We start from the raw sequence: 23,552 nt of genomic DNA on the forward strand, positions 1-23,552 counted from the left end.
TACCGGCCATCCAACTGCTACGGCTTCTCGCTGACCGTCAGCTTGACGTCCTTCGCGCCGACCTGGACGCCGTCGCGGACGTACCAGGTGTCAGGGACGGACTCGCGAACCTCGCTGTAGTTGCGCTCGTCGAACTCTGCCGAGTACTCGCTGACGTGCAGGCCGCGCTTACCCAGCATCTCCTTCGCCTCGCCGACCCGGAGGACGCCCCACTTGGCGCCCGCGAGCGGCTCGCCGACGGCGTTCAGTGACGCGGCGGCGAGGGGAGCCTCGTCCGGCCGCAATGGACGGCCGATCTCGAGGACTCCCTCACCGCGGAAGTCCTTGGCGACGGAGATCTCGATGTGGCACGACGTGTCGACGCCGAGCATGCAGCCGGCCGGCGTCTCGCCGACCGTCACGTGCCGCGCGTTGGACCCGTCACTGAAGCCTGCCGCGGTCTCCTGGCCGACGAGCGACGGCGTCGCGGGAACGAGGACCAGCTTGAACTTCAGCCCCTGCTGCTCGAGTTCCCGGTTGAAGCGCTTGGTGTCGGCCTGCAGATCGACGACCGTGATCTTCAGATCGTCGCCCTGGTAGGCGAACGCCAGTGCTTCCGGTTGGGAGTTGCCGGACCGCTCGACCATGGTGAGGGCGATCCCACCGACCAGGCTCGCCGCGACCAGGACCGGCACCCAGCGGCGGCTCCGGTTCCACCCCTGCCGCACGGACGACGGTCCCCCAGCGCTCGGCCTGCCCGCTTCCGTCGCCTCTGCTCGAGACAGCACGGAGCTCCGGACCTCGTCGCGGTTGCGGGTGGCCGCCTGAAGGTCTTCGTCGGTGACCGGGTCGAGCGCCCGGATCTTGTCCAGAGTGTTCATGCCGGTCCTCCTTCGTGAGCTGTGCTGAGGGTTTTCGCCACCGGTGTCTCGTCGGTCGACCGCAGCAACTTCTCGAAGCGGCGTCTCGCTCGGTGGAGGCGGATCCGTACGGCGTTCCGCGAGCAGTCGAGGGCCACGGCGACCTGATCGACCTCCAAGCCCTCCCACGCGATCAGCGACAGCAGTTCGCGATCGCGTTCCGGCAGCTCGTTCCAGGCCGCCGCGGTGAGTGCGGCTGCCTCAGGGCCGGACGAGGTCTGGGCGACCGGCGCCGCCCGGAGTTGCTCGGTGAGCGCCGAGCGCCGGTCTTCGCGGCGGCGGTAGTTGGCGAGCGTGCGGCGCGCGACGGCGTACAGCCAAGGCAGTGCATCGGCCGGTACGGCGTCGAGCTTGCGCCAGGCGACCAGGAACGTCTCGGCGACCAGGTCGTCGACGTCGCCGTGGTTGGTCACCCGCCTGAGGTAGTACGCGACCAGGCGGTCGTAGCAAGCCGAGAAGACGGCCTCGAACCGCGCGAGCCGCTCGTCGTCCGGGGGACCGTGTCTGTTCTCCGTCATGCCCCTCTTATGTCGGCGAAGGGCCCATGATTTCAGTCCGGGAAGGTCAGTTTCGTGGTGATCCGGTAGCGGTCGCCGCGGTAGATCGACCGCGTGTACTCGACCACGGCACGGTCTGCTGTTCGTGTCGTGCGCTCGATCAGCAGGGCCGGGGAGTGCAGCGGTACGTCGAGTTGGGCGGACTCCTGATGATCGGTGACGGTCGGCTCGGTGACCTGTACGGCGTCGCGCGGCGCCACGTCGTACCGGGTGCGGAGGAGCGCGTAGAACGAGCCGGTCTCGAAGTCGCGGCCGGAGATCCCGGGGACGAGGCCGGCCGGGAGGTGGATGCGCTCGATGCACATCGGGAGGCCGTCGACGAGGCGGAGGCGGACGACGGAGATCAGGTCGGCACCGGGTGAGACCTCGAGGCGGCGGCCCATTCGCGCGCCGGCCGGTTCGACCGCGAAGCTGATCAGCCGGCTCTGCCACGGGCTGCCCTCGGCGGGCGGCAGGGCGAAGTCGCCGGCCTCGGTCGGCTCGAGCTCCTGGTGGATCCTCCGCGCGCTGACGAACGTGCCGCGCCCGTGCTCGCGGACCACCACGCCCTCCCGGGCCAGGTCGTCCAGGGCCGCTCGCAGCGTCGGCCGGGAGACGCCCAGCGACTCGCTCAGGCTGCGCTCGGACGGCAGCACCTGACCCGGCCCGCTGGTCTCGATCAGGGCCAGCAGTTGGTCGCGCGCTTGGGTCCTTCGCATGGGCAAAGATTACCAGTGGTCTGACCAGTGAGAGCGATCCCACGGTTAAGACAACCTCTTGACTTAACCACTCGAACGCGTCAGATTGCCAGGAGTGACCCAGTGGTCACACCCTCTCCGCCCCGAGAAAGGTGTTCACCATGGCTCGATCCCGCGCTCTCCGGACCACCGCGGCCGTCGCCGTCCTGGCTGCCGTCGCGGCAGCGATGGGCGTACCGGCCTCTGCTCGCCCGGCTCTGGAACAGACTCCCGACAAGGCCGCCGCGTGCGGAGCCTTCTTCGACGACTTCAGCTACAGCTCCCGGACCGACCCGGCCTTCACTGCCCACGACTGGAGCATCCGAACGAACGCCGGCGGCCCCGGCGTCGGCGGCGCGACCTGGGCGGCGAGCAACATCAGCTTCCCGGTCGTCGACGGCCAGCAGTCGCTGCAGCTCCGCGCGAGCACCAACGGCACAGCCGGCGGTACGACGCACGCCCAGGTGCAGCAGAACCAGCAGCGCTTCTTCGAAGGCACCTACGCGACCCGGTTCAAGTTCAGCGACGCACCGGCCAGCGGCAACGACGGCGACACGATCAACCAGACCTTCTACACGATCTCGCCGCTGCGCTACGACTGGGACCCGATCTACAGCGAGCTCGACATCTCGGAGTACCTGCCGAACGGCGGCTGGGGTGAGACCAGCGCGACGAACTTCTTCACCAGCTGGAACACCTACCAGGTCGACCCGTTCGACGGCTGGCGCGCCAGCACCGCCCGCCGGCAGAGCCACGCCGGCTGGCGCACGCTGGTCGCGACGGTCGCCAACGGGCACGTGAAGTACTACGTCGACGGCGCGCTGGTCGCCGACCACACCGACGACGGCCAGGGCCACACGGTCTACCCGCGGCAGGGCATGACGCTGAACTACAACCAGTGGTTCATCGACCTGAACGGCCACTCCGGCGGCACCAGCGTCTGGGCGCAGTCGGCGGACTGGGTGTACTACGCGAAGAACGAGGTCCTGAGCCCGTCGGCCGCGGCCGACCGGGTGGCGTCGTACCGGTCCTCCGGCACCGCGCACGCGGACACGATCAGCTGCTGAAACAGTTAATGGTCAGTACGGTGAGACGCCCCCTGGCAACCCATGGACTTTCCGTCCCCGACTGAGTACGGTCCGTTACGGCGTCCGCACCACGCCGCTCACCGGGGAAGGGCTCTGAGCCCTTCCTCTCACCGATCGGTGAGGTGCTGCCCGCCAGTAGCGCCTCACTGGTGGCTGGGCGAGCAGACCGCGGCCGACGCCGAGGTCTGATGGGGGCCCGGACACCTAGGTGGGGCGGAGCAGCGCGGTCGTCCGACCATCGCGCTTCCCCGCCCCACCGACTCAAACATCGTCAGTCGACGCTCGAGTCGACTGACTGCTCTCTGTGGTGCTGACGTGAAAGAGATCCAAGTCTGCACCACCGTCGCGGGCTCCGGAGAAACTCCTGATCCCGCCCCCAACGCTCCGCACCCGTCCGTCGTCTAGCTTGGCGACAGGGAAACCGAAGGACGGTGCCGGTGGCTGACTGGAAGAGCGCGTTCGACGAGCTGGTCGCGGTCCGCGGCCCGGCACTGCGCGGCTACGCCTACCTGCTGACCGGAGAAGCGGCGAGCGCCGCCGATCTGGTCCAGGAAGCGCTGCTGCGGGTGTTCGGCCGGCTTCGCGTCGGCAACGACATCGAGCAGCTCGAGGGTTACGTGCGCCGCGTGATCCTGAACCTGTACGTCGACGACCGGCGGCGGGCGAAGAAGTGGCGCGAGACCAGGCACCTGCTGGTCGAGCCCGACGACCAGCACGGCGAGGACCTCGCGACAACGCACACGGTCCGCCACGCACTGTCCGACCTGTCACCCAAGCAGCGCGCCTGTGTGGTGCTGCGGTACTACGAGGACCTCACGGTCCCGGAGATCGCGGACCAGCTCGGATGCGCCGAGGGCACGGTGAAACGCCATCTAGCCGATGCGAGATCGAGGTTGGCCGCGCAGCTCGGCGTGACAGAGGAGAGTGTGCAATGACGTCGAAGGACCTGAAGGACCTTCTCGGCGCGGTGGCGGACGAGGGCCGGGACACCGTGGACCTGGACGAGCAGGCGCTGGCCGGCCGGATCAAGGGCCGCCGCCGGCGCAACACGCTGGTCGCGGGAGCGGCGAGCCTGGGCACGGCCGCGGTGATCGCGATCGCGGCGGTGGCCGTCGTACCGAATCTCGGGGGGAGTGGGGACTCGTCAGTCGCGGGCGCTCGCCAGGAGGCGAGCGGGCTGGCGATCGCTGCGTGCGGTGGTGCGGCCAGTGGTGAACCGCGAGCCGGGCAGCCGTTGGAACTGAGTGCCGCGACGGTGATCAAGCCGATCAGCGGGACGACGGACCTCGGTGCCGTCGACGTCGTGGTCGTCAACAAGACCGACAAGGTCCTGGAGCTGACCACCGCGCGGAGTGCCGCGCTCACGGTGGCCCAGCAGGGCAAGGTGGTGGCGACTCCGGCGCCGATCCGCGACGTCGCGGACAGGCTGACGCTGCTGCCGGGTGACCGGCACGTCATCACCTCGACGATCAGCCTGCGCCGTTGCGGTGAGGCAACGACGCAGGCCGGGGAGAAACTCGCGCCGGGCAGCTACCAGTTCTACGCGACGCAGGTCTTCAGCCCGACCGACGGAGGCCAGGAGATCGAGGCCCAGGGCGGACCCTGGACGGTCGAGCTGAAGTGATCACTTGATCGCGATGTTCGCCTTGAAGACGGACCGGATGGTGGTCCACCGCTCGGCGTACTGGTCGTCACCCGCGTGCGCGATGTGCATGCCGCGGATCTGGACGGTGCCGTTCACGTACTGGAACAGCGGGGCGCCCGAGTCACCGCCCATGCCGTCCGGACCGCGGTAGGCGATCAGTTCGACCGTGCAGCCGGCGTCGTCGCAGAACTGCGCGTGCAGGCTGGTGACCACCTGCGAGCAGAGCTCGTACGTCGTCTGCCCGCTGCGGCAGTAGGCGGCTCCGACCGCGGGGTCGGAGGCGCCGCTGACCAGGATGGTCGTCCCGGCCGCGCCGCCGCGGTAGATGACCGAGCCGTACGTCCCGCCGCCGACCGCCTCGAAGTCGTAGTACGGGAAGCTCGGCCGGCTCCGGACGGTGCCCCACAGTTGCTGGCCACCGCTGGAGAAGACGCGCTGACCGAGCGAGAAGCAGTGCCCGGCGGTGACCATGTAGCGGGCCGTCGAGGTGATGGTGAAGCCACTGGTGCAGACCGACGAGCCGTTCGTGATCGAGGCACCACCGCGGTGCGGAGCCGGGTCACTCTGCCGGGAGTCCCGGCTGACGTCGCCGTACTTCGCCTCGAGCACCGGCCCGTACTTGGCCAGCAGCGGCTGCATCGTCGCCGCGGGCGCGTCCGTCGTCACCGACATGGCGTCCCGCTGCGCGTCGTAGTGGAAGGCGTAGCTGTACTTGCTCGCGCCGTCCTTCCACTGCCGGTTCTCCAGCACCGTCCGGATCGAGGTCAGCTCCGCCTTGGTGGTGCGGCTCGGCAGGACCCCGGTGTCGGCACCGGCGACCTTCACGGACCGGGCCGCCTGGGCCTTCGCCGTCTTCGGCATCCGGACGACGTACTTGCCCGTCGCCTGGTCGTAGTAGACACCCAGGCCGCCGGACTTCGTGGCGTAGTCGTCGACCTGGCTGAACTGTTTCTCCTGAGCCGTCTGCGGCCCGTCGGGCGTCGTGGCGGCTGCTGCTTCCTTCTGTGCTCGGGCGGCCGCCAGCGCGGCCCCCTCCGCCGAAGGTGCCGCGACGTCGGACACGCCGAGTGGCTGGGCCACCGACGGCGTACCGACGAGCGCGAGCCCACCGGCACCGACCGACACCGCGGCGATCGCCATCGACAGCGATCTCCTCTTCACACGCATTCGTTACTCCCCAGACTTGGGTGCTGAACCCCTGCAGTCTGCCGAACTCGGGGGCCGCTCGCCGCTCGAAGGCAACATCCTGCAATGTCGCGGTCACCCTACGGCCGGAAAGTCTTCGCCCGCTGGGACGTTCACCAGCCGGTACGACGGGGCAGACTGACTCCCGACGCCGTTCCACACCGCCCCGTGGGAGACCCGCCGTGACAACTCTTCGCTCGCTCCGTCCCGTGCTGCTGATCGGCGTACTGCTCGCCCTGCTCGGTTTCGGCATGACGCCGGCGCCGGCCGCGACCAGTGCGCCCCTGACCGTTGCCGCCGCCATCCAGCAGCAGAACGGTGCCACCGGCACCGTCTCGGGCTACGTGGTCGGCCAGCCGACCGCCACGAACACGGTGGTCCGCAGCAACTTCCCGAACGACTACGCCCTGGCGCTGGCCGACTCGGCCGGACAGACCAGTACGGCGAGCATGCTGTACGTCCAGATCCCGAGCGGCTTCCGTTCGGCGTACGGGCTGCAGTCGAACCCGTCGCTGGTCGGGCAGCAGATCACGGTGACCGGCAAGCTGGCGGCGTACTTCTCGCACCCGGGACTGACCGGGGCGACGGCGTTCAGCGGTGGCGGCGGATCCGATCCGGGCGACCCGGGTGATCCTTCGGACTACTACGCAGGAGCCGAGGGCAAGACCGGCGCGGCGCTCAAGTCGGCGCTGCACACGATCATCTCGAACCAGACCAAGCTCAGCTACGACCAGGTCTGGAACGCGCTGAAGGACACCGACCAGGACCCGAACAACACCAACAACGTGATCCTGCTGTACTCCGGGCGCTCACAGGCGAAGACGACCAACGGCGGCAACCCGAACGACTGGAACCGCGAGCACGTCTGGGCCAAGTCGCACGGCGACTTCGGGACGGCGACCGGGCCGGGCACCGACGTGCACCACCTGCGGCCCGAGGACGTGTCGGTGAACGGCGTCCGCGGCAACCTGGACTTCGACAACGGCGGCGGCACGGTCGCGGAGTGCTCGGGCTGCGCTGTCGACGGCGACTCGTTCTCGCCGCGGGCGGCGGTCCGCGGCGACGTCGCGCGGATGATCTTCTACATGGCCGTCCGGTACGAGGGCGGCGACGGGTTCGCGAACCTGGAGCCGAACAACTCGGTGAACAACGGCTCCGCGCCGTACATCGGCAAGCTGTCGGTGCTGAAGGCCTGGAGCCAGGCCGACCCGCCGGACGCCTTCGAGAAGCGCCGCAACCAGGTGATCTTCGACAACTGGCAGCACAACCGCAACCCGTTCATCGACCACCCCGAGTGGGTCGCGTCGATCTGGCCGTAGGTTGACGGTATGACTTCTGTACCGCGCTTCCATCTGGCCATGCCGGTCGACGACCTCGCTGCCGCCGCGGAGTTCTACGGCTCCGTCATCGGCTGCGAGCGCGGCCGCTCGTCCGACACCTGGATCGACTGGAACCTGCACGGCCACCAGTTCGTGACCCACCTCGCGCCGGGCCGTTCGCAGGGTATCCACAACCCTGTGGACGGCCACGACGTCCCGGTCCCGCACTTCGGCCTGATCCTGTCCATCCCCGACTTCCACACCCTGGCCGACCGCTTCAAGGCGGCCGGCAAGACGTTCGTGATCGACCCGTACCTGCGCTTCGAGGGCTTGCCTGGCGAGCAGTGGACGATGTTCCTGCTCGACCCGGCGGGCAACGCCCTGGAGTTCAAGGCGTTCGCGGACGAGGCGCAGATCTTCGCCACCTGAGCCAACGTTTGCAGGGAGTTCGAAAGCCTGGGGTTCCGGCCTGAGCCGGAACTACGCTGCCGCGCATGGCGAACGCCGGCTATCGGGAAGTGCTGGGAATCCGTGAGTTCCGGGCGATGTGGCTGGCGGAGCTGCAGTCGGTCTGCGGGGACCAGTTGGCCCGCGTCGCGTTGTCGGTGCTGGTGTTCGCCGACACCGGCTCGGCGGCGCTGACCGGGCTGACGTACGCGCTGACCTTCGTCCCGTCGCTGCTCGGCGGGATCTTCCTGACCGGGCTCGCCGATCGGTTCCCGCGCCGCGAGGTGATCGCGGTGGTCGACGCGTTGCGCGGCTGCCTGATCCTGCTGGTGGCGATCCCGGGCATGCCGTTCGCGGTGATGTGCGTGTTGGTCGGGATCGTGTCGCTGCTGCAGCCGGTGTTCAAGTCGGCCCAGTTGGCGTTGCTCCCCGCCGTACTGGGTGAAGAGCGGTACCTGACCGGCATGGCGATCCGCAGCATCACCATCCAGTCGGCGCAGATGGCCGGGTTCGCCGGTGGTGGACTGCTGATCGCGGTCTTCAACCCGTACGTCGTACTGCTGGTCGACGCGGTCACGTTCTTCGGTTCCGCGCTGCTGATCCGGACCAAGCTGCAGCACCGGCCCGCTGCCGACCGTCAGCGAGAGGACGGCGTACGGCGGTCGTGGCGATCGTCTGCCGGTGAGACCTGGGGACTGCTGTTCGCGGATCGCGGGATGCGCGCGCTGGTGCTGATGCTGTGGCTGATGGCGATCGTCGCGGTGTACGAGGGAATGGCGGCGCCGTACGCGGCGGTGTTCGGTGGGGGCTCGGTGACGGTCGGGCTGATCCTCGCCGCGGATCCGCTCGGGTCGGTGATCGGCGCCTTCGTCTTCAGCAAGTGGGTGCCCGAGGCCTGGCGCACCAAGCTCCTCGGTCCGTTCGCCGTCCTGGCCGCTTTGCCCGTAGCCCTTTGTTTGTTGCGTCCTGGGCTGGTCGCGTCGATCGTGCTGTTCGTGATCGCCGGCGGCTTCGGCACGATCGTCGTCATGCAGTCCACGACGACGATGACGTTCCTGCTGCCGGATGCTCGCCGGGGCCAAGCGATCGGCATGTCCAACTCGGGCCTCACCACGGCAACCGGCGTCAGCCCTCTGTTCGCAGGACTCCTTGCAGACAAGACCGATGCGGTGAACGCCGTCGGCTGGTTCGGTCTCGCCGGCCTACTCGTCGCGATCCCGCTGGCGCTGAGTTGGCAGCGGGCCTCTCGACAAGTCGCTGCTAGCGGTTGACGGTGAAGGTGCTCTGCCCGACCTGGCGGGTGTAGGTGCTGGCGCCTTCCGCGTGCCGACCAGAGCTCTCCGCCGTGATCGCCGGAGCCGCCGAGCCCGGCAGTGCAACACCCGCGGTGGCGGCTGATTGACCGAGGCGGACCTCCACCCAGTCGCGCATCCCCGGATCCGCCACAGTGATCCGGTCGCTCGCCTCCCGGATCAGCCCCCGCGCGACCAGCATCTGCCGCGCGCTGTCGACCGCCGGCCAGTTCCCCGGACCGGCGGCCTGAGTCTCGGCAGGCATCGACAACCCGCGCGCACCCCGGGCCGCGGTCTTCGCCAGCAACTCCTTCTCCGCAGCCGAGCACGAGTTCCACTCGGCCTGGTAGACGATCCGCGAATCCGCGTTGACCTGCGCGACCGCCGCCTTCGCGACGTCCGGGGTCAGCCCGTCCGGCTGGTTCCCGATCAGGTCGACCGCCTTCTCCGACAGATCGCGCAACCGCCCAGGATGACCACCCGACGCCTGCAGCAACCGGTCGACCGCCTCAGGGGTGTGCGCGATGCCCGCCTGCCGCAGCGGCTCGGTCAGCGTCGGCCGCAGCTCGTCGCCCGACAGCGGACCACACTCGCGTACGTCGTACCGGCTGGTGACCGCGGTCGCGACCCCGGAGTGCCCGCCGGACGCCGCCATCAGCCGCGTCATCGCCAGCTCGCTGCCCGCGGCGACCAGGTACACCGGCCGTCCGCCGCGCTCGAGATGCGTCGACAGCTCGGTCAGCGCGGCCAGGTCCCGCTCGGAGGCGACGTCGAGGTTGTCGACCATCAGCACGACCGGCTCGCCCTTCTTCGCGGCCAGGTCGCCGAGCTCGGTCGCCAGTTCGTCGAGCGTCGAGCCGAGCCCGTTGCCGCCCGGCGCGTCCCACTGCCGCTTCGCGACCAGCTGCACCGGCGCGACCCCGACCCGTACCTCCGCGCCGTTCTGCTGGTTGCGCGTTCGCTGGGTCAGGTTCTTGATCGTCTTCTTCAGCTTCCGCAGCGCGAGGAACCCGTACTGCTTGCGCAGCCCACCGAGCTTGCGGGTTGCCTCCCGCACGAACCGGCTCTCCAGCGGCTCCCGCGGCGACGCCTCGACCCTCAGGCACGGCCAGCCGCGCGCCCGCGCGAGGTCCTGGACCTTCTCCAGCTCGAAGGTCTTGCCCATCCCGGGCCCGCCGGTGAACAGCACGGTGTTCCGCTCCGGCGCTCGCAGATCGAGCGAGATCGGCCGCCCGGCCGCGTCGATCCGGGTGACCGGCGAGGCGGGCCGCTGCGGCGTACCGAAGATCGGGTCCATCCCACCAGGCTGATCCCCACAAGCGTGCCCCCGGCAACCATCAGGTGAACAGCGGGCCGCTCGCCGGTGGATCCGTGGGTGATTGCCCCGGTCGGCTAGGGTGAGTTAGGTCTACCTAACTTTGTCGAACCAGGATCCCCTGATCCGCCCGAGAGGAACCGTGGTCGCGTGCCCACCCCCGCACCCCGTAGTCGCCGTGCCAAGCGCGGTGTCGTCCGCCGGACCGAGCGGATCACGCCGCACATGATCCGGGTCGTGCTGAGCTGTGACGAGTTCACCGGCAACGGCATGACCGACATGTACGTGAAGCTGCTCTTCCTGCAGCCCGGCGTCGAGTACCCGTTGCCGCTCGACATGGGTCAGGTGCGCGAGCAGCTCCCGTCCGAGCAGTGGCCGACGATGCGGACCTACACCGTGCGGTCGTGGGACGAGGCCGCGCAGGAGCTGACGATCGACTTCGTCCACCACGGTGACGAGGGGATCGCCGGCCCGTGGGCCGCGAACGCGAAGCCGGGCGACCAGCTGTGGTTCAACGGTCCGGGCGGTGCGTACACGCCGGACGAGGCCGCTGGTTGGCACCTGCTCGTCGGTGACGAGAGCGCGCTGCCGGCGATCGGTTCCGCGATCGAGGCGCTGCCGGCCGGTACGACGGCCAAGGTGTTCCTCGAGGTCGAGGACGAGACCGAGGAGCAGAAGTTCGGCGGCTCGGGCGACGCGGACGTGGTCTGGTTCCACCGCGCCGGCGCGGCTGAGGGCCGTGGTGAGCGGCTGGTCGCGGCGGTGGCGGGGCTCGAGTTCCCGTCGGACGACGTGCACGTGTTCGTCCACGGCGAGGCCGGGTTCGTGTTCGGGATCCGGAAGAACCTGTTCGGCGAGCGCGGCCTGCCGCGCGACCGGGTGTCGCTGTCCGGGTACTGGCGGATCGGCAAGAACGAGGACGGCTGGCAGGCCGAGAAGGCCGAGACCGCCCGCAAAGAGCGCGAAGCCGCAGGCAACTGACACTCCGCCGGCGCCGACCCCCTCCCTCCGGGGGGTGGTGTCGGGCGGGCACGCTCCGTGGTCGTTGCTACTCGATGCAACCGCCGAGGCGTGCGGGCCGTCTGAGCCGGTGAGAACGTCGCCGAGCTGATCAGGAGGATCCGATGCGTACCGAGAACCCGCTCGACCTCAACCAGACCGCCTACCTGTGCGGCGGCCGGCGCCGGGCGGCACTGGTCGCGGTCCTCGCGCTGCACGACGAGCGCGTGATCGGCTTCGCCGGCCGTGAGGTGCACGCCCTCGGCCCCGACGGCAGCAACCAGCTCGAACGCGCGGTGCTCGCCGCACTTCCCGCCGGTGGCATCCCGCTTGCGACTCTTCTGAACACCGTCGCCGGGCTCCCCGCGATGACCGAGCTGAGGACCTCGCTCGTCGAGCGCGGTCTGCTGAGCCGGTGGTTCCCGGGCCTGCTGACCCAGTACGGCCGCCAGGTGCGGCGGTCGCTGCGGGAGCACGCGATCGGGACCTACCGCGTCGCCGCGATCGGGCCGCGCGCGATCGTCGGACCGGAGCTGCGACGGCTGTTCAACGGCCGGGAGCAGCTGGCCGGCGTACGGCGTACAGCGGTCAGCCCGCCGCTCTGATTCGAACAAATCCGCGGGCGGCGGACGTCGTACTGGCATGAGCATCGTGGTGGATCCCGCATCGTTCGACCGGTTCGCGACCGACTACGACCGGTTCGTCACGCTGCAGCCGCAGCAGGGAATCGGGTGGTTGAGCGGCCTCGGCGTCCACGGCGAGCGGGCGATCGACGTCGGCTGCGGATCCGGGCACGCGGCCGAACGGCTCGCGGACGACTTCCAGCACGTGCTCGCCGTCGACCTGAGCGCGCCGATGATCGCCATCGCCCGCGCCCGCAGGTCCCGGCCGAACGTCGAGTACCGGGTCGCCGACGCGTTCGAGATCGGCGACGACGGGTTCGACCTGGTCTACAGCCACACGATGATGCACCACCTGCCCGACTACCGCGCCGGCCTCGAACAGCTCAAGTCGCTCGTCCGCCCCGGCGGCACCGTCGCGCTCCTCGACAACGTCTCCGACCTCTACCCGACGCCACCCCGCTGGGTCTACACAGCCGGCGCCAAGCGCGGCTTCCTCCCGTCCGTACGCCGGGTAGGCGTCCGCGACGCCTGGTTCGAACTCCGCTTCTGGCACAGCAAGCCCTGGCTCGACCACCTGCTCAGCGACGTCTACCTGAGCCGCGTCGCGTTCCGCGAGCTGTACGACGAGGTCTTCCCCGGCGCCCGGTACGACGACCTGGGCTTTGCGCTGGCGATGAGCTGGACCGACCAACGCACCGGATGATCCCGGGCCGTTCCGTTGTTGTGCCGGTCGAGAGGAGCAACTACCTATGAAGATCGGCATCATCGGAAGCGGCAACATCGGCGGCACCCTGACCCGGCGCCTGACCGCACTCGGCCACGAGGTCCGGGTCGCGAACTCACGAGGCCCCGAGTCCCTGCGCGACCTGGAGAAGGAAACCGGCGCCACCGCCGTACAGGTCACCGAGGCAGCCCAGGACGCGGACCTCGTCGTCGTCACCATCCCGCAGGGCAAGGTCCTCGACCTGCCCGCCAACCTCTTCGCCGACGCGGCCCCCGGCTACGTCGTCGTCGACACCGGCAACTACTACCCGCAACGCGACGGCCGCATCGCGGGCATCGAGGACGAGGGCAAGACCGAGAGCGCCTGGGTCTCCGAGCACCTCGGACAGCCGGTCGTGAAGGCGTTCAACAACATCTACGCCCAGCACCTGCTCGAGAACGGCGTCCCCGCCGGAACCGCCGGCCGAATCGCTCTCCCGGTCGCGGGCGACGACGCGGACGCGAAGGCCAAGGTCTTCGCTCTCGTCGATGCTCTCGGCTTCGACCCGGTAGACGCCGGCCCGATCGCCGAGTCCTGGCGTCAGCAACCAGCCAGCCCGGTCTACACCGCGGACCTCGACAGCGACGGAGTCCGCGAGGCGCTCGCCAAGGCAAGCCCCGACCGCCAGCCCCAGTTCAAGGGCTGATCGTCAGCCCAGGCCCTCGCCCTGCTTCGCGCCATCCACGCGGTGGTGGAGGAGTTGGGTGAGGGTGGGGGCGAGGTTGGTGGGGAGGACCCAGTCGTCGCCGGCGGCCTGGAGGATGACGGCCGGGCCGGGAGTGCGGACGGCCGCGACGGGGATGGGGAAGCGGAGGCGTTCGGAGCCGGAGAGGTCGACTTCGTGGACGCCCGTGACCTTGGTGAAGGGGTAGGTCCGGCGAAGGTCCTCAGGGTTCGCGCCGCGGAGTTTGCGGGGGATGGTGTGGATGGAGACCGTCTCCGTGCCGAGGACGAGGGTCGTGCCCCACAGGCCGCGCAGGCGGAAGGCGAGCTCGTACGGCGTACCGGCGAGCTCCGGGTCGACCGGGACGAGCAGCGTGCGTTCGGCGTACGCCGCGAGCGCGACGCCGACGCCCGCGCCGAGCCACCAGATCACCAGCACGGCCAGCAGGATGAACACCAGCCCGAAGTTGTCCGGGACGAGCGTCAGGTAGACCGCGGCGAGCGCGCCGAAGATCGCGCCGGTCATCCGCCAGCGCTGCGGACGGAACCGCTGCCGCGTGAAGAGCAACGCGCCGAGCGCCAGCAGCACGGCCGGTGCAACAGCGCCCACCAACCCGGCGGTCGCCAGACTGACCGCCAGCGTCAGGACCGGAAGACCGAGGTAGATCAGTCCCACGACCAGTTGGACCTTGCGATGCCGTCGTGCCAGTTCGCCGCTCACGGGAAAACCCAAGCACAGAAACTCCGGACGACCTACTGTGCTGATCGATGGCCGACTTCACGATCCCGCAAACCCTCCACGACGCCCACACCGACGAGGCAGCTCGACGTTGGGTGAAGGCGCTCCCCGAGACCGCGGCCGGCTACCTCGACCGCTGGCAGCTCACCGTCGACGGCAGCCCGATGCACGGCGCCGCCTCCCTCGTCCTCCCCGTACGGCGAACAACCGGCGAGCCCGCGATCCTCAAGCTCCAGCCGCGCAACGACGAGAACGAAGGCGAAGCCCTCGCCCTGCGGACCTGGAACGCCGACGACGTGGTCCGCGTTCTCGAGTACGACGACGAGACCGCCACGCTCCTGCTCGAACGGCTGAACCCGCGGACACTCAACGACGTGCCCGACGACGTCGAGGCGACCCGAATCCTGACCGAGCTCCTCGCCCGCCTCAGCATCACCGAAGCGCCCAAGGATCTGCGCACCCTCGAAGCCGTCGCCACCGAAATGGTCGAGGACGCTCCGGCGCTGATCCCGAAGCTCGTCAGCCCTCAGGAGCAGCAACTCGCCACGACCTGCGCGGCCCGGGTCACCGAGCTGCTCGCAGAACCCGGCGACCGCCTGCTCCACTGGGACCTGCACTACGACAACGTGATGGCCGCCGACCGCGCGCCGTGGCTCGTGATCGACCCGAAGCCACTCGCCGGCGATCCCTGCTTCGAGCTCTTCCCGGCCCTCAACAATCGCTGGGACGACCTGCTCGCGACCGGCGACCTCGACCGCGCGATCCAGTACCGCTTCGATCTGATGGTCGACCGCCTCGCGCTCGACCGCGACCGAGCCGTCGGCTGGACGCTCGGGCGGATCCTCCAGAACGTGCTCTGGGACCTCGAGGACGACGAGCACGCGATCAATCCGGTCCAGGTCGCGATCGCTTCGGCGCTGACCGACCCTCGGAGATGATTACATGATTACGAAAGGGAGGGGATCCAGATGACCACACCGACCGTGTACGAGTGGGCCGGCGGCGCGAAGGCGCTGCGCAGGCTGACCGAGGTGTTCTACGACCGAGTCCTCGAGGACGAGCTGCTGGCGCCCGTCTTCGCGAACATGAGCCCGAAGCACCGCGAGCACGTCGCGCTCTGGCTGGGTGAGGTCTTCGGCGGCCCGAAGACCTACACCGACGAGCTCGGCGGCTACCCCGCGATGCTCGGCCACCACATCGGCCTCGGCCTCACCGAGCAGCAGCGCGCCCGCTGGGCCGCACTGATCGCCGCCAGCGCCGACCCCGCCGGGCTGCCCGCCGATCCCGAGTTCCGCTCGGCCTTCGTCGCGTACGTCGAGTGGGGCACCCGCATCGCGCTCGCCAACTCCCAGCCCGGCGCGACCCCACCGCCACAGGCCCCCGTCCCCCGCTGGGGCTGGGGCGAAGCCCCGCCGTACCAGCCAAGCTGAGCCAGGCGGACGAACCTTGCCTCCCGCCTCACCCCACCCCTGCTGCTCCTTCCGCACCCCACCTCGCCGCCTCCCCACTCCCGCGGGCTCCATGCCCACCCCACCCCATCCCGCTCCGAGCACTCCCGCCCGCGCTCGACGCCCACCCCGGCCCACGCACCCTCACCCGCTCTCCTGTTCCAACCTCCCCGTCTCTCCGCAGGTCGGACGTATGTTTGATTTTGCTGTGTGGACAGCAAAATCCGTGATGAAGTGACTTGTGCCGGTCACCCGCCGGACGGCGGTCATTGACCGCTCAGACACCCGGACCGGCACTGCCGGACCGGGCATTCGATAAAGTCGCCGTTCACGACGAACCCGGCCGCCGGGGATGCGAGGGTGAATCACTGTGACCGCTCAGCTCGAGTACCCCGACCCGCAGGAGTCCGAGGCTCTGCTGTCGGTCCAGGGCCTGTGGAAAGTGTTCGGCCCCAAAGCGGCCCGCGTTCCACGCCGTCCGGAGCTGGCCGAGCTCAACCGGGCCACCCTCTACGACCGCACCGGCTGTACGGCGGCCGTCCGCGACCTGAGCTTCGACGTCGCGCCGGGCGAGGTGTTCGTGGTGATGGGCCTGTCCGGCTCCGGGAAGTCGACGCTGGTCCGCTGCCTGACCCGCCTGGTCGAGCCGACCGCGGGCCGGCTGATCTTCGAGGGTGAGGACCTGCGCGCCGCCGACGAGAAGCGGCTGCGCACGCTGCGGCGGAGCAAGTTCTCGATGGTGTTCCAGCACTTCGGTCTGCTCCCGCACCGCAAGGTGATCGACAACGTCTCGTACGGGCTGGAGGTGCGCGGCGAGAGCAAGCCCGACCGCAAGCGCCGGGCCCAGGAAGTCATCGACCTGGTCGGCCTGTCCGGGAACGAGAACATGTACCCCGAGCAGCTGTCCGGCGGCATGCAGCAGCGGGTCGGCCTGGCCCGCGCGCTGGCCAACGACCCCGACGTACTGCTGTTCGACGAACCGTTCTCCGCGCTCGACCCGCTGATCCGTCGCGAGATGCAGACCGAGGTCGTCCGGCTGCACCGTGAGGTCGGCAAGACGATGGTGTTCGTCACCCACGACCTGTCCGAGGCGCTCAAGCTCGGCGACCGGATCCTGCTGATGCGCGACGGCGCCGCCGTCCAGCTCGGCACCGGCGACGAGCTGGTCGGAGCGCCGGCCGACGACTACGTGCGCGAGTTCGTCCGCGACATCCCGCGGGCCGACGTACTGACTCTGCGCTGGATCGTCCGGCCTCCGCGGGACGGCGAGCAGCTCGACGGGCCGGAGCTCGGCCCCGACGTCCTGGTCCGTGAGGCGACCCGGCTCGTGCTCGAGTCGGACCGCCCGGTGAAGGTCGTCGCCGAGGGGCAGCTGCTCGGCGTGATCGGCGACGAGGAGATCCTCGCCGTCGTCGCGGACGCGGCTCCCGCTGCTTCGTCCTCGCGATTCTGATGGCGTCCATCACCGGCTCGATCGAGCTGATCGTGCGCAAACCCCGCAAGGTCGTGCTCGTCGGCGGCCTGCTCGTCGTCTGGCTCGCGCTCTGGTTCGTACTGCGGGGCGTCCACACGCTGGCCCTCGGCGGGCAGGACACGACGCCGTTCCACCGCTGGCTGACCGAGCAGGCCGGCGTCGTCGGCAGCGGGAACGCGATCTCGGACGGGATCCGCGTCGTCGTCGACCAGCTCGTCGTCCTGCTCCAGAGCCTGATCGCCCAGCCGTCGTACGGGCGCCCGGTGCCGGTCGTCGGCTGGCTCGGTGTCGTCGCGGTGTCGGCGTTCCTGGCCTGGGCCTTCGGCAACTGGAAGGTCGCGCTGCTGACCGCGGCCGGGCTCACGTTCATCGGGCTGCAGGGGTTGTGGCAGGAGAGCATGGACACGCTCTCGCTGACGATCGCGGCCGTCGTACTGGCGCTGCTGGCCGGGATCCCGCTGGGGATCTGGGCCGGGCTGTCGGACCGGTTCTTCAAGGTCGCGACGCTGGTGCTCGACCTGATGCAGACGCTGCCGACGTTCGTGTACCTCGCGCCGCTGACGCTGTTCTTCGCGATCGGCCCGGCCGCCGCGACCATCGCGACGCTGATCTACGCCGCGCCGCCCGTCGTACGGCTGACCGCGCACGCGATCCGCTCGGTCCCGGCCGAGAGCGTCGAGGCGGCCCGGTCGCTCGGCTCGACCCGCGGGCAGACGCTGGCGAAGGTGTTGCTGCCGATGTCGCGCAGCACGGTCGTCGTCGGGATCAACCAGACGATCATGGCCGCGCTCTCGATGGTCACCGTCGCCGCGCTGATCGACGCGCCTGGCCTGGGCCAGACCGTGCTGAAGGCGCTGCAGACGCTCGACGTCGGGGTCGCGTTCAACGCCGGCCTCGCGATCGTCGTGCTCGCGATCGTGCTCGACCGCGTGACCACCGCCGCGGGCGACCGGCCGTGGCGGATCGCGAGCCTGCGCCGCAAGATTCTGCTCGGCGCGGGCGCGCTCGGCGTACTGGTCGCGATCTGGTTCTCCCGGACCTACCTGTGGGCCGCCGAGTTCCCGACCGACGTGAACCTCGGCTCCCGGATCGCCGTCGCGGCGGCCGACGTGACGGCCTGGGTGCAGGACGTCTTCGGCGGTTTCACGTACGGCGTACGCGACGCGGTGACGTTCGGCGTACTGAACCCGCTGGAAGCGCTGCTCACCGAGTCGCCCTGGTGGCTGGTGACCGCGGCCGTCGTGACGCTCGCGCTGGTGCTCGGCGGATGGCGCGCCGCGCTGCCGGCGACGGTCTGCCTGCTGCTCCTGGTCGGGACCGGCGTCTGGCACGACGCGATGGTCACGCTCGCGTCGACGCTGCTGGCCACCGTCGTGGTGGTTGCCGTTGGCATCGTTCTCGGCGTGTGGACCGGGCGGAACCAACGGGTCGACAGCTGGGTCCGGCCGATCCTCGACGCGGGGCAGACGATGCCGCCGTTCGTGTACCTGGTGCCGTTCCTGGCGCTGTTCGGGACCAGCCGGTTCACTGCGATCGCGGCGGCCGTGGTGTTCGCCGTACCGGTGACGACCAAAATCGTTGCCGACGGCATCCGAGCGGTGCCGGTGGCGACAGTCGAGGCGGCGAACTCGGTCGGCTCCAGCACCTGGCAGGTGATCAGCAAGGTCCAGCTGCCGGTCGCGCGACGGGCGATCACGCTGGCGGTGAACCAGGGCCTGATCTACGTGCTCTCGATGGTCGTCGTCGGCGGCCTGGTCGGTGCCGGCGCGCTCGGGTACGACGTGGCCGCGGGCTTCGCGCAGAGCGAGCTGTACGGCAAGGGCCTCGCGGCCGGGCTGGCGATCGTGCTGCTGGGCGTGATGCTCGACCGGATCACGCAGGCGGCCGCCCAGCGGATGACTCGGCGTACGAGGAAGTTCAGAGGAACAGTCAGAGGAGACAACCTGTGGTGACGAACAAGCTCCGCTCCGTCGGAGTGCTGAGCGCGCTGGCCCTGGCCCTGACCGCCTGTGGCGGCGCGAAGGTCGGCGAGGCCGAGAAGCCGGCCGACGGCGGCAAGGAGTGCGGCACGGTCAACCTGACCGTCAGCCCGTGGGTCGGGTACGAGGCGAACGCCGCGGTGGTGGCCTACGTCGCGACCAAGGACCTCGGCTGCAAGGTGGTGAAGAAGAACCTCAAGGAAGAGATCGCCTGGCAGGGCTTCGCGACCGGCGAGATCGACGTGAACCTGGAGAACTGGGGCCACGAGGATCTGAAGAAGAAGTACATCACCGAGCAGAAGGTCGCCGTCGAGGCCGGCCCGACCGGGAACAAGGGCCTGATCGGCTGGTACCTGCCGCCGTGGCTCGCGGCCGAGAAGCCCGAGCTCAAGGACTGGAACAACCTGAACAAGCTCGCGTCGCTGTTCAAGACGTCGGAGTCCGGCGGCAAGGGCCAGCTGCTCGACGGCGACCCGTCGTTCGTCACCAACGACGAGGCGCTGGTGAAGAACCTGAAACTCGACTACAAGGTCGTGTACGCCGGCAGCGAGACCGCGCTGATCCAGGCGTTCCGCGACGCGGAGAAGAACAAGAAGCCGGTGATCGGCTACTTCTACGAGCCACAGTGGTTCTTCAACGAGCTGAAGCTGGTCAAGGTCGACCTCCCGGCGTACAAGGCCGGCTGCGACGCCGACCCGGCCAAGATCGCCTGCGACTACCCGGCGTACGACCTGGACAAGATCGTGTCGAAGAAGTTCGCCGACTCCGGCAGCCCGGCGTACGACCTGGTGAAGAACTTCACCTGGACCAACGACGACCAGAACGTCGTCGCCAAGTACATCGCCGAGGACAAGATGACCCCCGACGCGGCCGCCGAGAAGTGGGTCAACGAGAACCGCTCGAAGGTCGACGCCTGGCTCGGCAAGTAGGTCCTACTCCTGAACGCCCTCCGGGAGCAGTTGCCGGAGGGCGTACTCGGTGAAGCGGGCGGCGAGGTCGTCGGGCACCGGTAAGTACGTGGTGGAGCTGATGACGGGAATCCCCGTCGAGTCCTCGCGGAAGACCACCATCGCGGTCCCCCGGCCGGGCGCGGGCGCGACGTCCTCCAGCTCCATCCCGAGCCCGTCGCGGCCCGCCGACACGTCGCTGAAGACGGTGATCAGGTAGTACCGGCCGTCCGAGTGCCACGGATCCTCTGTTTCCACCGCAGCATCTTCCCGCCTGCGGACGTGGGCGGCGAGAGGATTTCGGCGATGCTGGGCTCGGATCAGTGGGGGCGTGCGGCGGTCAGCATGCACCGGCCGTCGCCGCCTCCGCGTCCTCTCCTGCGTAGTACGACGAAGCTGCAGGTTGCCAGCAGTACGACGGCCACGGCGGCGGCAACGGTGAGGGCAACGGTCATGACGATCCTCCAGGTCGGGCCCGGCGGAGTGCCGGGACACAGGTAAGAGGCGCGCACCGGGCCGAAGGATTCAGGTCCCCGAAAGTACAGCGAAACCCGGTCGAGGCCGTTGGCAACTATCACGACGCGTTTCGGCAACGCCGACGACACGCCGGAAATCGGACAAAACCGGGTAAGTTCGGATTCATGATCATCGTGACAGCTGCACTGAAGGGCGGGGTCGGCAAGACAACCACGTCGGTGTACCTCGCCGCGCTGGCATCGTCGAACCGCCGGACCGCCACCCTCGTCGACGCCGATCCGCAAGGCTCCGCCGCGGACTGGATCGAGACGTCGGACGACGAACACCTGGCCCGGATCGAGATCGCCGAGGCGCCGACGGAGCGGTTGCTGACCAAGGCGCTGGACAAGGTGCCACCGGAGGGCATCGGCGTGGTCGACATGCCACCGTCGCACGAACGCCTGCTCAACAAGGCGCTCGAACGGGCCCGGATCGTGGTCATCCCGACCCGCGTCGGCGGCGTCGAGACGCCCCGCGTGAAGGCCGTGCTCGAGCTGGTCCCCGAAGGCACGCCGGCCGGCCTGGTGATCTGCTCGGCCCGCACCTACACGCGCGCCTACCAGGAGACCATGCAGCAGTACGCCGACGAGAACATCCCGGTCTGGGGCTCCATCCCCGAACGCGTCTCCATCACCGCCGGCCCCACGGGTCCCCTAGCCGAGGACGGCCTGGAGTCCTACAAGAAGGTCTGGCGCAAAATCCTCGCCGCAGCCCGCAGCTAGCAGCCGTGGTGAACCGCCTCAGCGCTGCAGGGGCGGTTCACCACGTACATAAGAACGAATGACTGTCGCCGCGGCACCGCGGGCCCAGTCGTCGAAGGTGTGGGATCTCAGCATCAGGCGGCAGTCGCCTGCTGCGCCGAAGGCGTGCGCGGCGAAGGCCTCGCGCATGCGCTGTTCGTACAGGTCGTAGTCCGCGACGCCCTCGCCCGCGATCACCACCAGCTCCGGACCGACCAGGTTCACCATCGCGGCCAGCGCCGAGCCGATCACCTCGCCGGCGCGGTCGAACGCCTCGCGCGCGTTCTCGTTCCCCGCGTGCGCCAGCTCGATCGCCCCGGACAGGTCCAGCTTCGGCTTGCCGGTCGTCTCCCGCGCCCGCGCCAGGATCGCGTCCGACGAGGCAACGGTCTCGACGCACCCGCGTCGCCCACACGTGCAGACCAGTTCACCAGGTGCCAACGGCAAATGCCCGAGCTCACCGGAAACCCCGTGCGCCCCCGACACCACCTCGCCGTTGATGTAGAGCCCGCACCCGACGCCCGACCCGATCGTCACCACCGCGAACGAGTCGGCGTTCACGCCGACCCCGAACCAGTGCTCCGCCACGGTCAGCGCCCGTACGTCGTTCGTCACCACCACCGGCATGTCGAGCGAGGCAGTCAGCGAAGCCGCCAGCGGCACGTCCCGCCATCCCATGAACGGCGAGTCCCGCACCACCCCGTGCACCGCGTCCACGTCCCCGGACACCGCCACGCCGATCCCGACCAGCGGCCCGGCGAGACTCGCCGGGTCCTCGATCACCTCGATCAGCTCCCGCGCCAGCTCGACCAGCTTCGCGGTGACCGTCTCGGCCGACGTATCAGGCAGCCGACAATGCCGTACGGCGCGAATCCCCGCCGTGAGGTCCGTGGTCACGCCGATCAGGTCCGTCGGCGTCACCTTCAGCCCGATCACCGAGACGCTGTCCGCGATGACCGTCAGCGGGCTGACCGGCCGCCCGATCCCGAGCTGGCTCTCGACGTGCGCGTCCGGATCGGCCACGACCGGCTGGTCCGTGACGAACCCGGCCTCGATCAGTGGCGCGACCGCCTTCGTGACCGCCGCCTGGGACAACCCGGTCCGGCGGGCGATCTCCACGCGCGGGATCGGTCCCTGGGTGAGGATCTTGGTGAGCACCTCGATCCCGGCCGGCGTCGCCAGCGGCAGCGGTCGGTTCGGGCGTGGGGGCATGAGAGCAAACTACCGGCGAGTGGGCCGTTTCAGCGCGCTGGCAGCGTGCGGCCGCGCAAAAAAGCACACTCAGGCGGTAGATATGTCGACATTCCCCAGGATCGGCGACGTCAGTGCCCACCGGATCGTCCGCGTGAGCCCATCTCCGGCGGCCCTCACGACAGTCCCCTCCGCCAGCGGCAGGTACGGCAGGCGCAGCGGCCAGCGCGACCACCACGGCAGCAGCCCGACCGCAGCAGCAGTCAGTACGCCGTACGCCGGACGCGCCGCCAACGGCACCGGCGGATGGATCAGGATGAACCGCGCCGCCTGCCGCGCCTCGGTCGTGCCGCGCAGCTCGGGCCGGTAGGCGTCCAGCATCTGCCGCAGCTCCAGCAGCGTCGTCGGCGGGTCCACCACGCCCAGCGCCCGAGCAACCCGAGCGGTGTCCTCCACATAGCCGTCCTGCTCGGCCGAGTCGAGCGGCGCCGCGCCGTACCGCTGGTGCGCCGTCAGGAAGCTGTCGATCTCCGCCAGGTGCACCCACTTGAGCAGGTGCGGATCGCCGGCCCGGTACGGCGTACCGTCCGGGCTCGTCCCGCGGACGCGCTCGTGCACCGACTTCACCTTGGCAATTGCAGCCTCGGCATCAGCCTCAGCGCCGTACGTGGTGATCGCCAGGAAGTAGCTGGTCCGCTGCAGCCGCCCCCACGGGTCGCCGCGATACCCGGAGTGCGCCGACACAGCAGCCATCGCCGAGGGGTGCAGCGATTGCAGCAGCAGCGCCCGCAGCCCGCCGGCGAACATCGACGCGTCGCCGTGCACCCGCCGGATCGGCCGGTCCGGCGCGAACCACCTAGGCCCAGGGGTGTTGTGGACCCGGTTCCGCTCGGCGCGCGGATCCGGGCCGGCCACCTTCGTCATGATCATCCGGGCCAGGCCGTCCCTCACCGGATCGAGCAGGGCGGTCGGCAGCGTGGCGGTCATACCCCCAGTCTCCCCACCAC

26 protein-coding genes are annotated in these 23,552 nt (G+C 69.6%); 16 read left to right on the forward strand and 10 right to left on the reverse strand.

All coding sequences use genetic code 11. From position 1 onward, the window contains the following. Window positions 1-17: 17 nt before the first annotated feature. The 3 genes from ACYVIO_RS06625 to ACYVIO_RS06635 are packed head-to-tail and all read right to left on the reverse strand — an operon-like array spanning window position 18 to window position 2,154. Window positions 18-860, reverse strand: a complete 843-nt coding sequence (locus ACYVIO_RS06625) for a hypothetical protein (protein WP_460649753.1) — start codon at window positions 858-860, stop codon at window positions 18-20. Continuing rightward, window positions 857-1,417, reverse strand: a complete 561-nt coding sequence (locus ACYVIO_RS06630; RefSeq protein WP_460649754.1) for an RNA polymerase sigma factor — start codon at window positions 1,415-1,417, stop codon at window positions 857-859. Before ACYVIO_RS06630 ends, ACYVIO_RS06625 begins: the two co-directional genes overlap by 4 nt. Before the next feature lie 32 nt (window positions 1,418-1,449). Continuing rightward, on the reverse strand, window positions 1,450-2,154 hold the full coding sequence (locus ACYVIO_RS06635) for a GntR family transcriptional regulator (protein WP_460649755.1): 705 nt from the start codon (window positions 2,152-2,154) through the stop codon (window positions 1,450-1,452). 140 nt (window positions 2,155-2,294) lie between these two features. Here ACYVIO_RS06635 and ACYVIO_RS06640 point away from each other — a divergent pair, with 140 nt between their 5' ends. From ACYVIO_RS06640 to ACYVIO_RS06650, 3 genes are all read left to right on the forward strand, one after another. Further along, window positions 2,295-3,239, forward strand: a complete 945-nt coding sequence (locus ACYVIO_RS06640) for a glycoside hydrolase family 16 protein (RefSeq protein ID WP_460649756.1) — start codon at window positions 2,295-2,297, stop codon at window positions 3,237-3,239. Window positions 3,240-3,697: 458 nt separating this feature from the next. Next, the gene (locus tag ACYVIO_RS06645; RefSeq protein ID WP_460649757.1) at window positions 3,698-4,195 is read left to right on the forward strand and encodes an RNA polymerase sigma factor; all 498 of its coding nucleotides are present in this window, start codon (window positions 3,698-3,700) and stop codon (window positions 4,193-4,195) included. Then, the gene (locus ACYVIO_RS06650) at window positions 4,192-4,884 is read left to right on the forward strand and encodes a hypothetical protein (protein WP_460649758.1); all 693 of its coding nucleotides are present in this window, start codon (window positions 4,192-4,194) and stop codon (window positions 4,882-4,884) included. The genes ACYVIO_RS06645 and ACYVIO_RS06650 overlap by 4 nt, the downstream gene beginning before the upstream one ends. Here the strand turns inward: ACYVIO_RS06650 and ACYVIO_RS06655 are convergent, their stop codons facing one another. Next, a complete protein-coding gene (locus ACYVIO_RS06655) occupies window positions 4,885-6,072 on the reverse strand; it encodes a chymotrypsin family serine protease (protein WP_460649759.1) in 1,188 nt (395 codons plus the stop codon). A 200-nt stretch (window positions 6,073-6,272) separates the two neighbouring features. Here ACYVIO_RS06655 and ACYVIO_RS06660 point away from each other — a divergent pair, with 200 nt between their 5' ends. The 3 genes from ACYVIO_RS06660 to ACYVIO_RS06670 all read left to right on the forward strand — a co-directional run bounded on the left by ACYVIO_RS06660 (window position 6,273) and on the right by ACYVIO_RS06670 (window position 9,127). Then, window positions 6,273-7,409, forward strand: a complete 1,137-nt coding sequence (locus tag ACYVIO_RS06660) for an endonuclease (RefSeq protein WP_460649760.1) — start codon at window positions 6,273-6,275, stop codon at window positions 7,407-7,409. Window positions 7,410-7,418: 9 nt separating this feature from the next. Next, window positions 7,419-7,838, forward strand: coding sequence for a VOC family protein (locus ACYVIO_RS06665; protein ID WP_460649761.1), 420 nt, complete (start codon window positions 7,419-7,421; stop codon window positions 7,836-7,838). Window positions 7,839-7,903: 65 nt separating this feature from the next. Further along, window positions 7,904-9,127, forward strand: coding sequence for an MFS transporter (locus tag ACYVIO_RS06670; RefSeq protein ID WP_460649762.1), 1,224 nt, complete (start codon window positions 7,904-7,906; stop codon window positions 9,125-9,127). Here ACYVIO_RS06670 and ACYVIO_RS06675 read toward each other — a convergent pair. Next, entirely contained in the window at window positions 9,117-10,445 is a 1,329-nt protein-coding gene (locus ACYVIO_RS06675; RefSeq protein WP_460649763.1) for an ATP-binding protein, read from the reverse strand. The genes ACYVIO_RS06670 and ACYVIO_RS06675 overlap by 11 nt on opposite strands. 168 nt (window positions 10,446-10,613) lie before the next feature. On the opposite strand from ACYVIO_RS06675, the gene ACYVIO_RS06680 reads away from it, so the two are divergent. The 4 genes from ACYVIO_RS06680 (at window position 10,614) to ACYVIO_RS06695 (ending at window position 13,494) form a co-directional block, all read left to right on the forward strand. After that, window positions 10,614-11,444: a siderophore-interacting protein gene (locus ACYVIO_RS06680; protein ID WP_460649764.1), complete on the forward strand. Its 831-nt coding sequence runs from the start codon at window positions 10,614-10,616 to the stop codon at window positions 11,442-11,444. A gap of 143 nt (window positions 11,445-11,587) precedes the next feature. Further along, window positions 11,588-12,067, forward strand: coding sequence for a TIGR04222 domain-containing membrane protein (locus ACYVIO_RS06685; protein ID WP_460649765.1), 480 nt, complete (start codon window positions 11,588-11,590; stop codon window positions 12,065-12,067). A gap of 37 nt (window positions 12,068-12,104) precedes the next feature. Continuing rightward, window positions 12,105-12,788 carry a class I SAM-dependent methyltransferase gene (locus ACYVIO_RS06690; RefSeq protein WP_460649766.1) on the forward strand — a complete coding sequence of 228 codons (684 nt, stop codon included), beginning with the start codon at window positions 12,105-12,107 and terminating at the stop codon, window positions 12,786-12,788. A 46-nt stretch (window positions 12,789-12,834) separates the two neighbouring features. Then, complete coding sequence (locus tag ACYVIO_RS06695) at window positions 12,835-13,494, forward strand: NADPH-dependent F420 reductase (protein ID WP_460649767.1); 660 nt, start codon at window positions 12,835-12,837, stop codon at window positions 13,492-13,494. A gap of 3 nt (window positions 13,495-13,497) precedes the next feature. Here the strand turns inward: ACYVIO_RS06695 and ACYVIO_RS06700 are convergent, their stop codons facing one another. Then, window positions 13,498-14,232, reverse strand: a complete 735-nt coding sequence (locus tag ACYVIO_RS06700) for a hypothetical protein (protein ID WP_460649768.1) — start codon at window positions 14,230-14,232, stop codon at window positions 13,498-13,500. Window positions 14,233-14,279: 47 nt separating this feature from the next. Here ACYVIO_RS06700 and ACYVIO_RS06705 point away from each other — a divergent pair, with 47 nt between their 5' ends. The 5 genes from ACYVIO_RS06705 to ACYVIO_RS06725 all read left to right on the forward strand — a co-directional run bounded on the left by ACYVIO_RS06705 (window position 14,280) and on the right by ACYVIO_RS06725 (window position 20,080). Next, entirely contained in the window at window positions 14,280-15,188 is a 909-nt protein-coding gene (locus tag ACYVIO_RS06705; protein WP_460649769.1) for an aminoglycoside phosphotransferase family protein, read from the forward strand. A 30-nt stretch (window positions 15,189-15,218) separates the two neighbouring features. After that, a complete protein-coding gene (locus ACYVIO_RS06710) occupies window positions 15,219-15,680 on the forward strand; it encodes a group II truncated hemoglobin (RefSeq protein ID WP_460649770.1) in 462 nt (153 codons plus the stop codon). A gap of 388 nt (window positions 15,681-16,068) precedes the next feature. Beyond that, window positions 16,069-17,151 (forward strand): quaternary amine ABC transporter ATP-binding protein, encoded by a 1,083-nt coding sequence (locus ACYVIO_RS06715; RefSeq protein WP_460649771.1) that lies wholly within the window; start codon window positions 16,069-16,071, stop codon window positions 17,149-17,151. After that, on the forward strand, window positions 17,151-19,124 hold the full coding sequence (locus tag ACYVIO_RS06720; RefSeq protein ID WP_460649772.1) for an ABC transporter permease: 1,974 nt from the start codon (window positions 17,151-17,153) through the stop codon (window positions 19,122-19,124). The genes ACYVIO_RS06715 and ACYVIO_RS06720 overlap by 1 nt, the downstream gene beginning before the upstream one ends. Further along, complete coding sequence (locus tag ACYVIO_RS06725) at window positions 19,121-20,080, forward strand: ABC transporter substrate-binding protein (protein WP_460649773.1); 960 nt, start codon at window positions 19,121-19,123, stop codon at window positions 20,078-20,080. The genes ACYVIO_RS06720 and ACYVIO_RS06725 overlap by 4 nt, the downstream gene beginning before the upstream one ends. A gap of 3 nt (window positions 20,081-20,083) precedes the next feature. On the opposite strand, the gene ACYVIO_RS06730 is transcribed toward ACYVIO_RS06725, so the two are convergent. Further along, window positions 20,084-20,356: a hypothetical protein gene (locus ACYVIO_RS06730; RefSeq protein WP_460649774.1), complete on the reverse strand. Its 273-nt coding sequence runs from the start codon at window positions 20,354-20,356 to the stop codon at window positions 20,084-20,086. A 62-nt stretch (window positions 20,357-20,418) separates the two neighbouring features. Beyond that, window positions 20,419-20,553, reverse strand: coding sequence for a hypothetical protein (locus ACYVIO_RS06735; RefSeq protein WP_460649775.1), 135 nt, complete (start codon window positions 20,551-20,553; stop codon window positions 20,419-20,421). A gap of 186 nt (window positions 20,554-20,739) precedes the next feature. Between ACYVIO_RS06735 and ACYVIO_RS06740 the strand changes: the two genes are divergently transcribed. Continuing rightward, entirely contained in the window at window positions 20,740-21,336 is a 597-nt protein-coding gene (locus ACYVIO_RS06740) for a ParA family protein (RefSeq protein WP_460649776.1), read from the forward strand. An 18-nt stretch (window positions 21,337-21,354) separates the two neighbouring features. On the opposite strand, the gene ACYVIO_RS06745 is transcribed toward ACYVIO_RS06740, so the two are convergent. Both ACYVIO_RS06745 and ACYVIO_RS06750 read right to left on the reverse strand, forming a co-directional pair. Continuing rightward, complete coding sequence (locus ACYVIO_RS06745) at window positions 21,355-22,566, reverse strand: ROK family transcriptional regulator (RefSeq protein ID WP_460649777.1); 1,212 nt, start codon at window positions 22,564-22,566, stop codon at window positions 21,355-21,357. Between the two features lie 69 nt (window positions 22,567-22,635). Then, on the reverse strand, window positions 22,636-23,532 hold the full coding sequence (locus tag ACYVIO_RS06750; protein ID WP_460649778.1) for an oxygenase MpaB family protein: 897 nt from the start codon (window positions 23,530-23,532) through the stop codon (window positions 22,636-22,638). Window positions 23,533-23,552: the final 20 nt, after the last annotated feature.

The sequence above is a fragment of the Kribbella endophytica genome (assembly GCF_054781295.1).

What these genes read in the sequence shown, in the direction of transcription:
- ACYVIO_RS06625 (WP_460649753.1), bottom strand. Translation starts at nt 860, where the DNA reads ATGAACACTCTGGACAAGATCCGGGCGCTCGACCCGGTCACCGACGAA.
- ACYVIO_RS06675 (WP_460649763.1), bottom strand. Translation starts at nt 10,445, where the DNA reads ATGGACCCGATCTTCGGTACGCCGCAGCGGCCCGCCTCGCCGGTCACC.
- ACYVIO_RS06705 (WP_460649769.1), top strand. Translation starts at nt 14,280, where the DNA reads ATGGCCGACTTCACGATCCCGCAAACCCTCCACGACGCCCACACCGAC.
- ACYVIO_RS06630 (WP_460649754.1), bottom strand. Translation starts at nt 1,417, where the DNA reads ATGACGGAGAACAGACACGGTCCCCCGGACGACGAGCGGCTCGCGCGG.
- ACYVIO_RS06670 (WP_460649762.1), top strand. Translation starts at nt 7,904, where the DNA reads ATGGCGAACGCCGGCTATCGGGAAGTGCTGGGAATCCGTGAGTTCCGG.
- ACYVIO_RS06690 (WP_460649766.1), top strand. Translation starts at nt 12,105, where the DNA reads ATGAGCATCGTGGTGGATCCCGCATCGTTCGACCGGTTCGCGACCGAC.
- ACYVIO_RS06745 (WP_460649777.1), bottom strand. Translation starts at nt 22,566, where the DNA reads ATGCCCCCACGCCCGAACCGACCGCTGCCGCTGGCGACGCCGGCCGGG.
- ACYVIO_RS06750 (WP_460649778.1), bottom strand. Translation starts at nt 23,532, where the DNA reads ATGACCGCCACGCTGCCGACCGCCCTGCTCGATCCGGTGAGGGACGGC.
- ACYVIO_RS06710 (WP_460649770.1), top strand. Translation starts at nt 15,219, where the DNA reads ATGACCACACCGACCGTGTACGAGTGGGCCGGCGGCGCGAAGGCGCTG.
- ACYVIO_RS06650 (WP_460649758.1), top strand. Translation starts at nt 4,192, where the DNA reads ATGACGTCGAAGGACCTGAAGGACCTTCTCGGCGCGGTGGCGGACGAG.
- ACYVIO_RS06640 (WP_460649756.1), top strand. Translation starts at nt 2,295, where the DNA reads ATGGCTCGATCCCGCGCTCTCCGGACCACCGCGGCCGTCGCCGTCCTG.
- ACYVIO_RS06655 (WP_460649759.1), bottom strand. Translation starts at nt 6,072, where the DNA reads ATGCGTGTGAAGAGGAGATCGCTGTCGATGGCGATCGCCGCGGTGTCG.
- ACYVIO_RS06695 (WP_460649767.1), top strand. Translation starts at nt 12,835, where the DNA reads ATGAAGATCGGCATCATCGGAAGCGGCAACATCGGCGGCACCCTGACC.
- ACYVIO_RS06720 (WP_460649772.1), top strand. Translation starts at nt 17,151, where the DNA reads ATGGCGTCCATCACCGGCTCGATCGAGCTGATCGTGCGCAAACCCCGC.
- ACYVIO_RS06665 (WP_460649761.1), top strand. Translation starts at nt 7,419, where the DNA reads ATGACTTCTGTACCGCGCTTCCATCTGGCCATGCCGGTCGACGACCTC.
- ACYVIO_RS06635 (WP_460649755.1), bottom strand. Translation starts at nt 2,154, where the DNA reads ATGCGAAGGACCCAAGCGCGCGACCAACTGCTGGCCCTGATCGAGACC.
- ACYVIO_RS06685 (WP_460649765.1), top strand. Translation starts at nt 11,588, where the DNA reads ATGCGTACCGAGAACCCGCTCGACCTCAACCAGACCGCCTACCTGTGC.
- ACYVIO_RS06735 (WP_460649775.1), bottom strand. Translation starts at nt 20,553, where the DNA reads ATGACCGTTGCCCTCACCGTTGCCGCCGCCGTGGCCGTCGTACTGCTG.
- ACYVIO_RS06740 (WP_460649776.1), top strand. Translation starts at nt 20,740, where the DNA reads ATGATCATCGTGACAGCTGCACTGAAGGGCGGGGTCGGCAAGACAACC.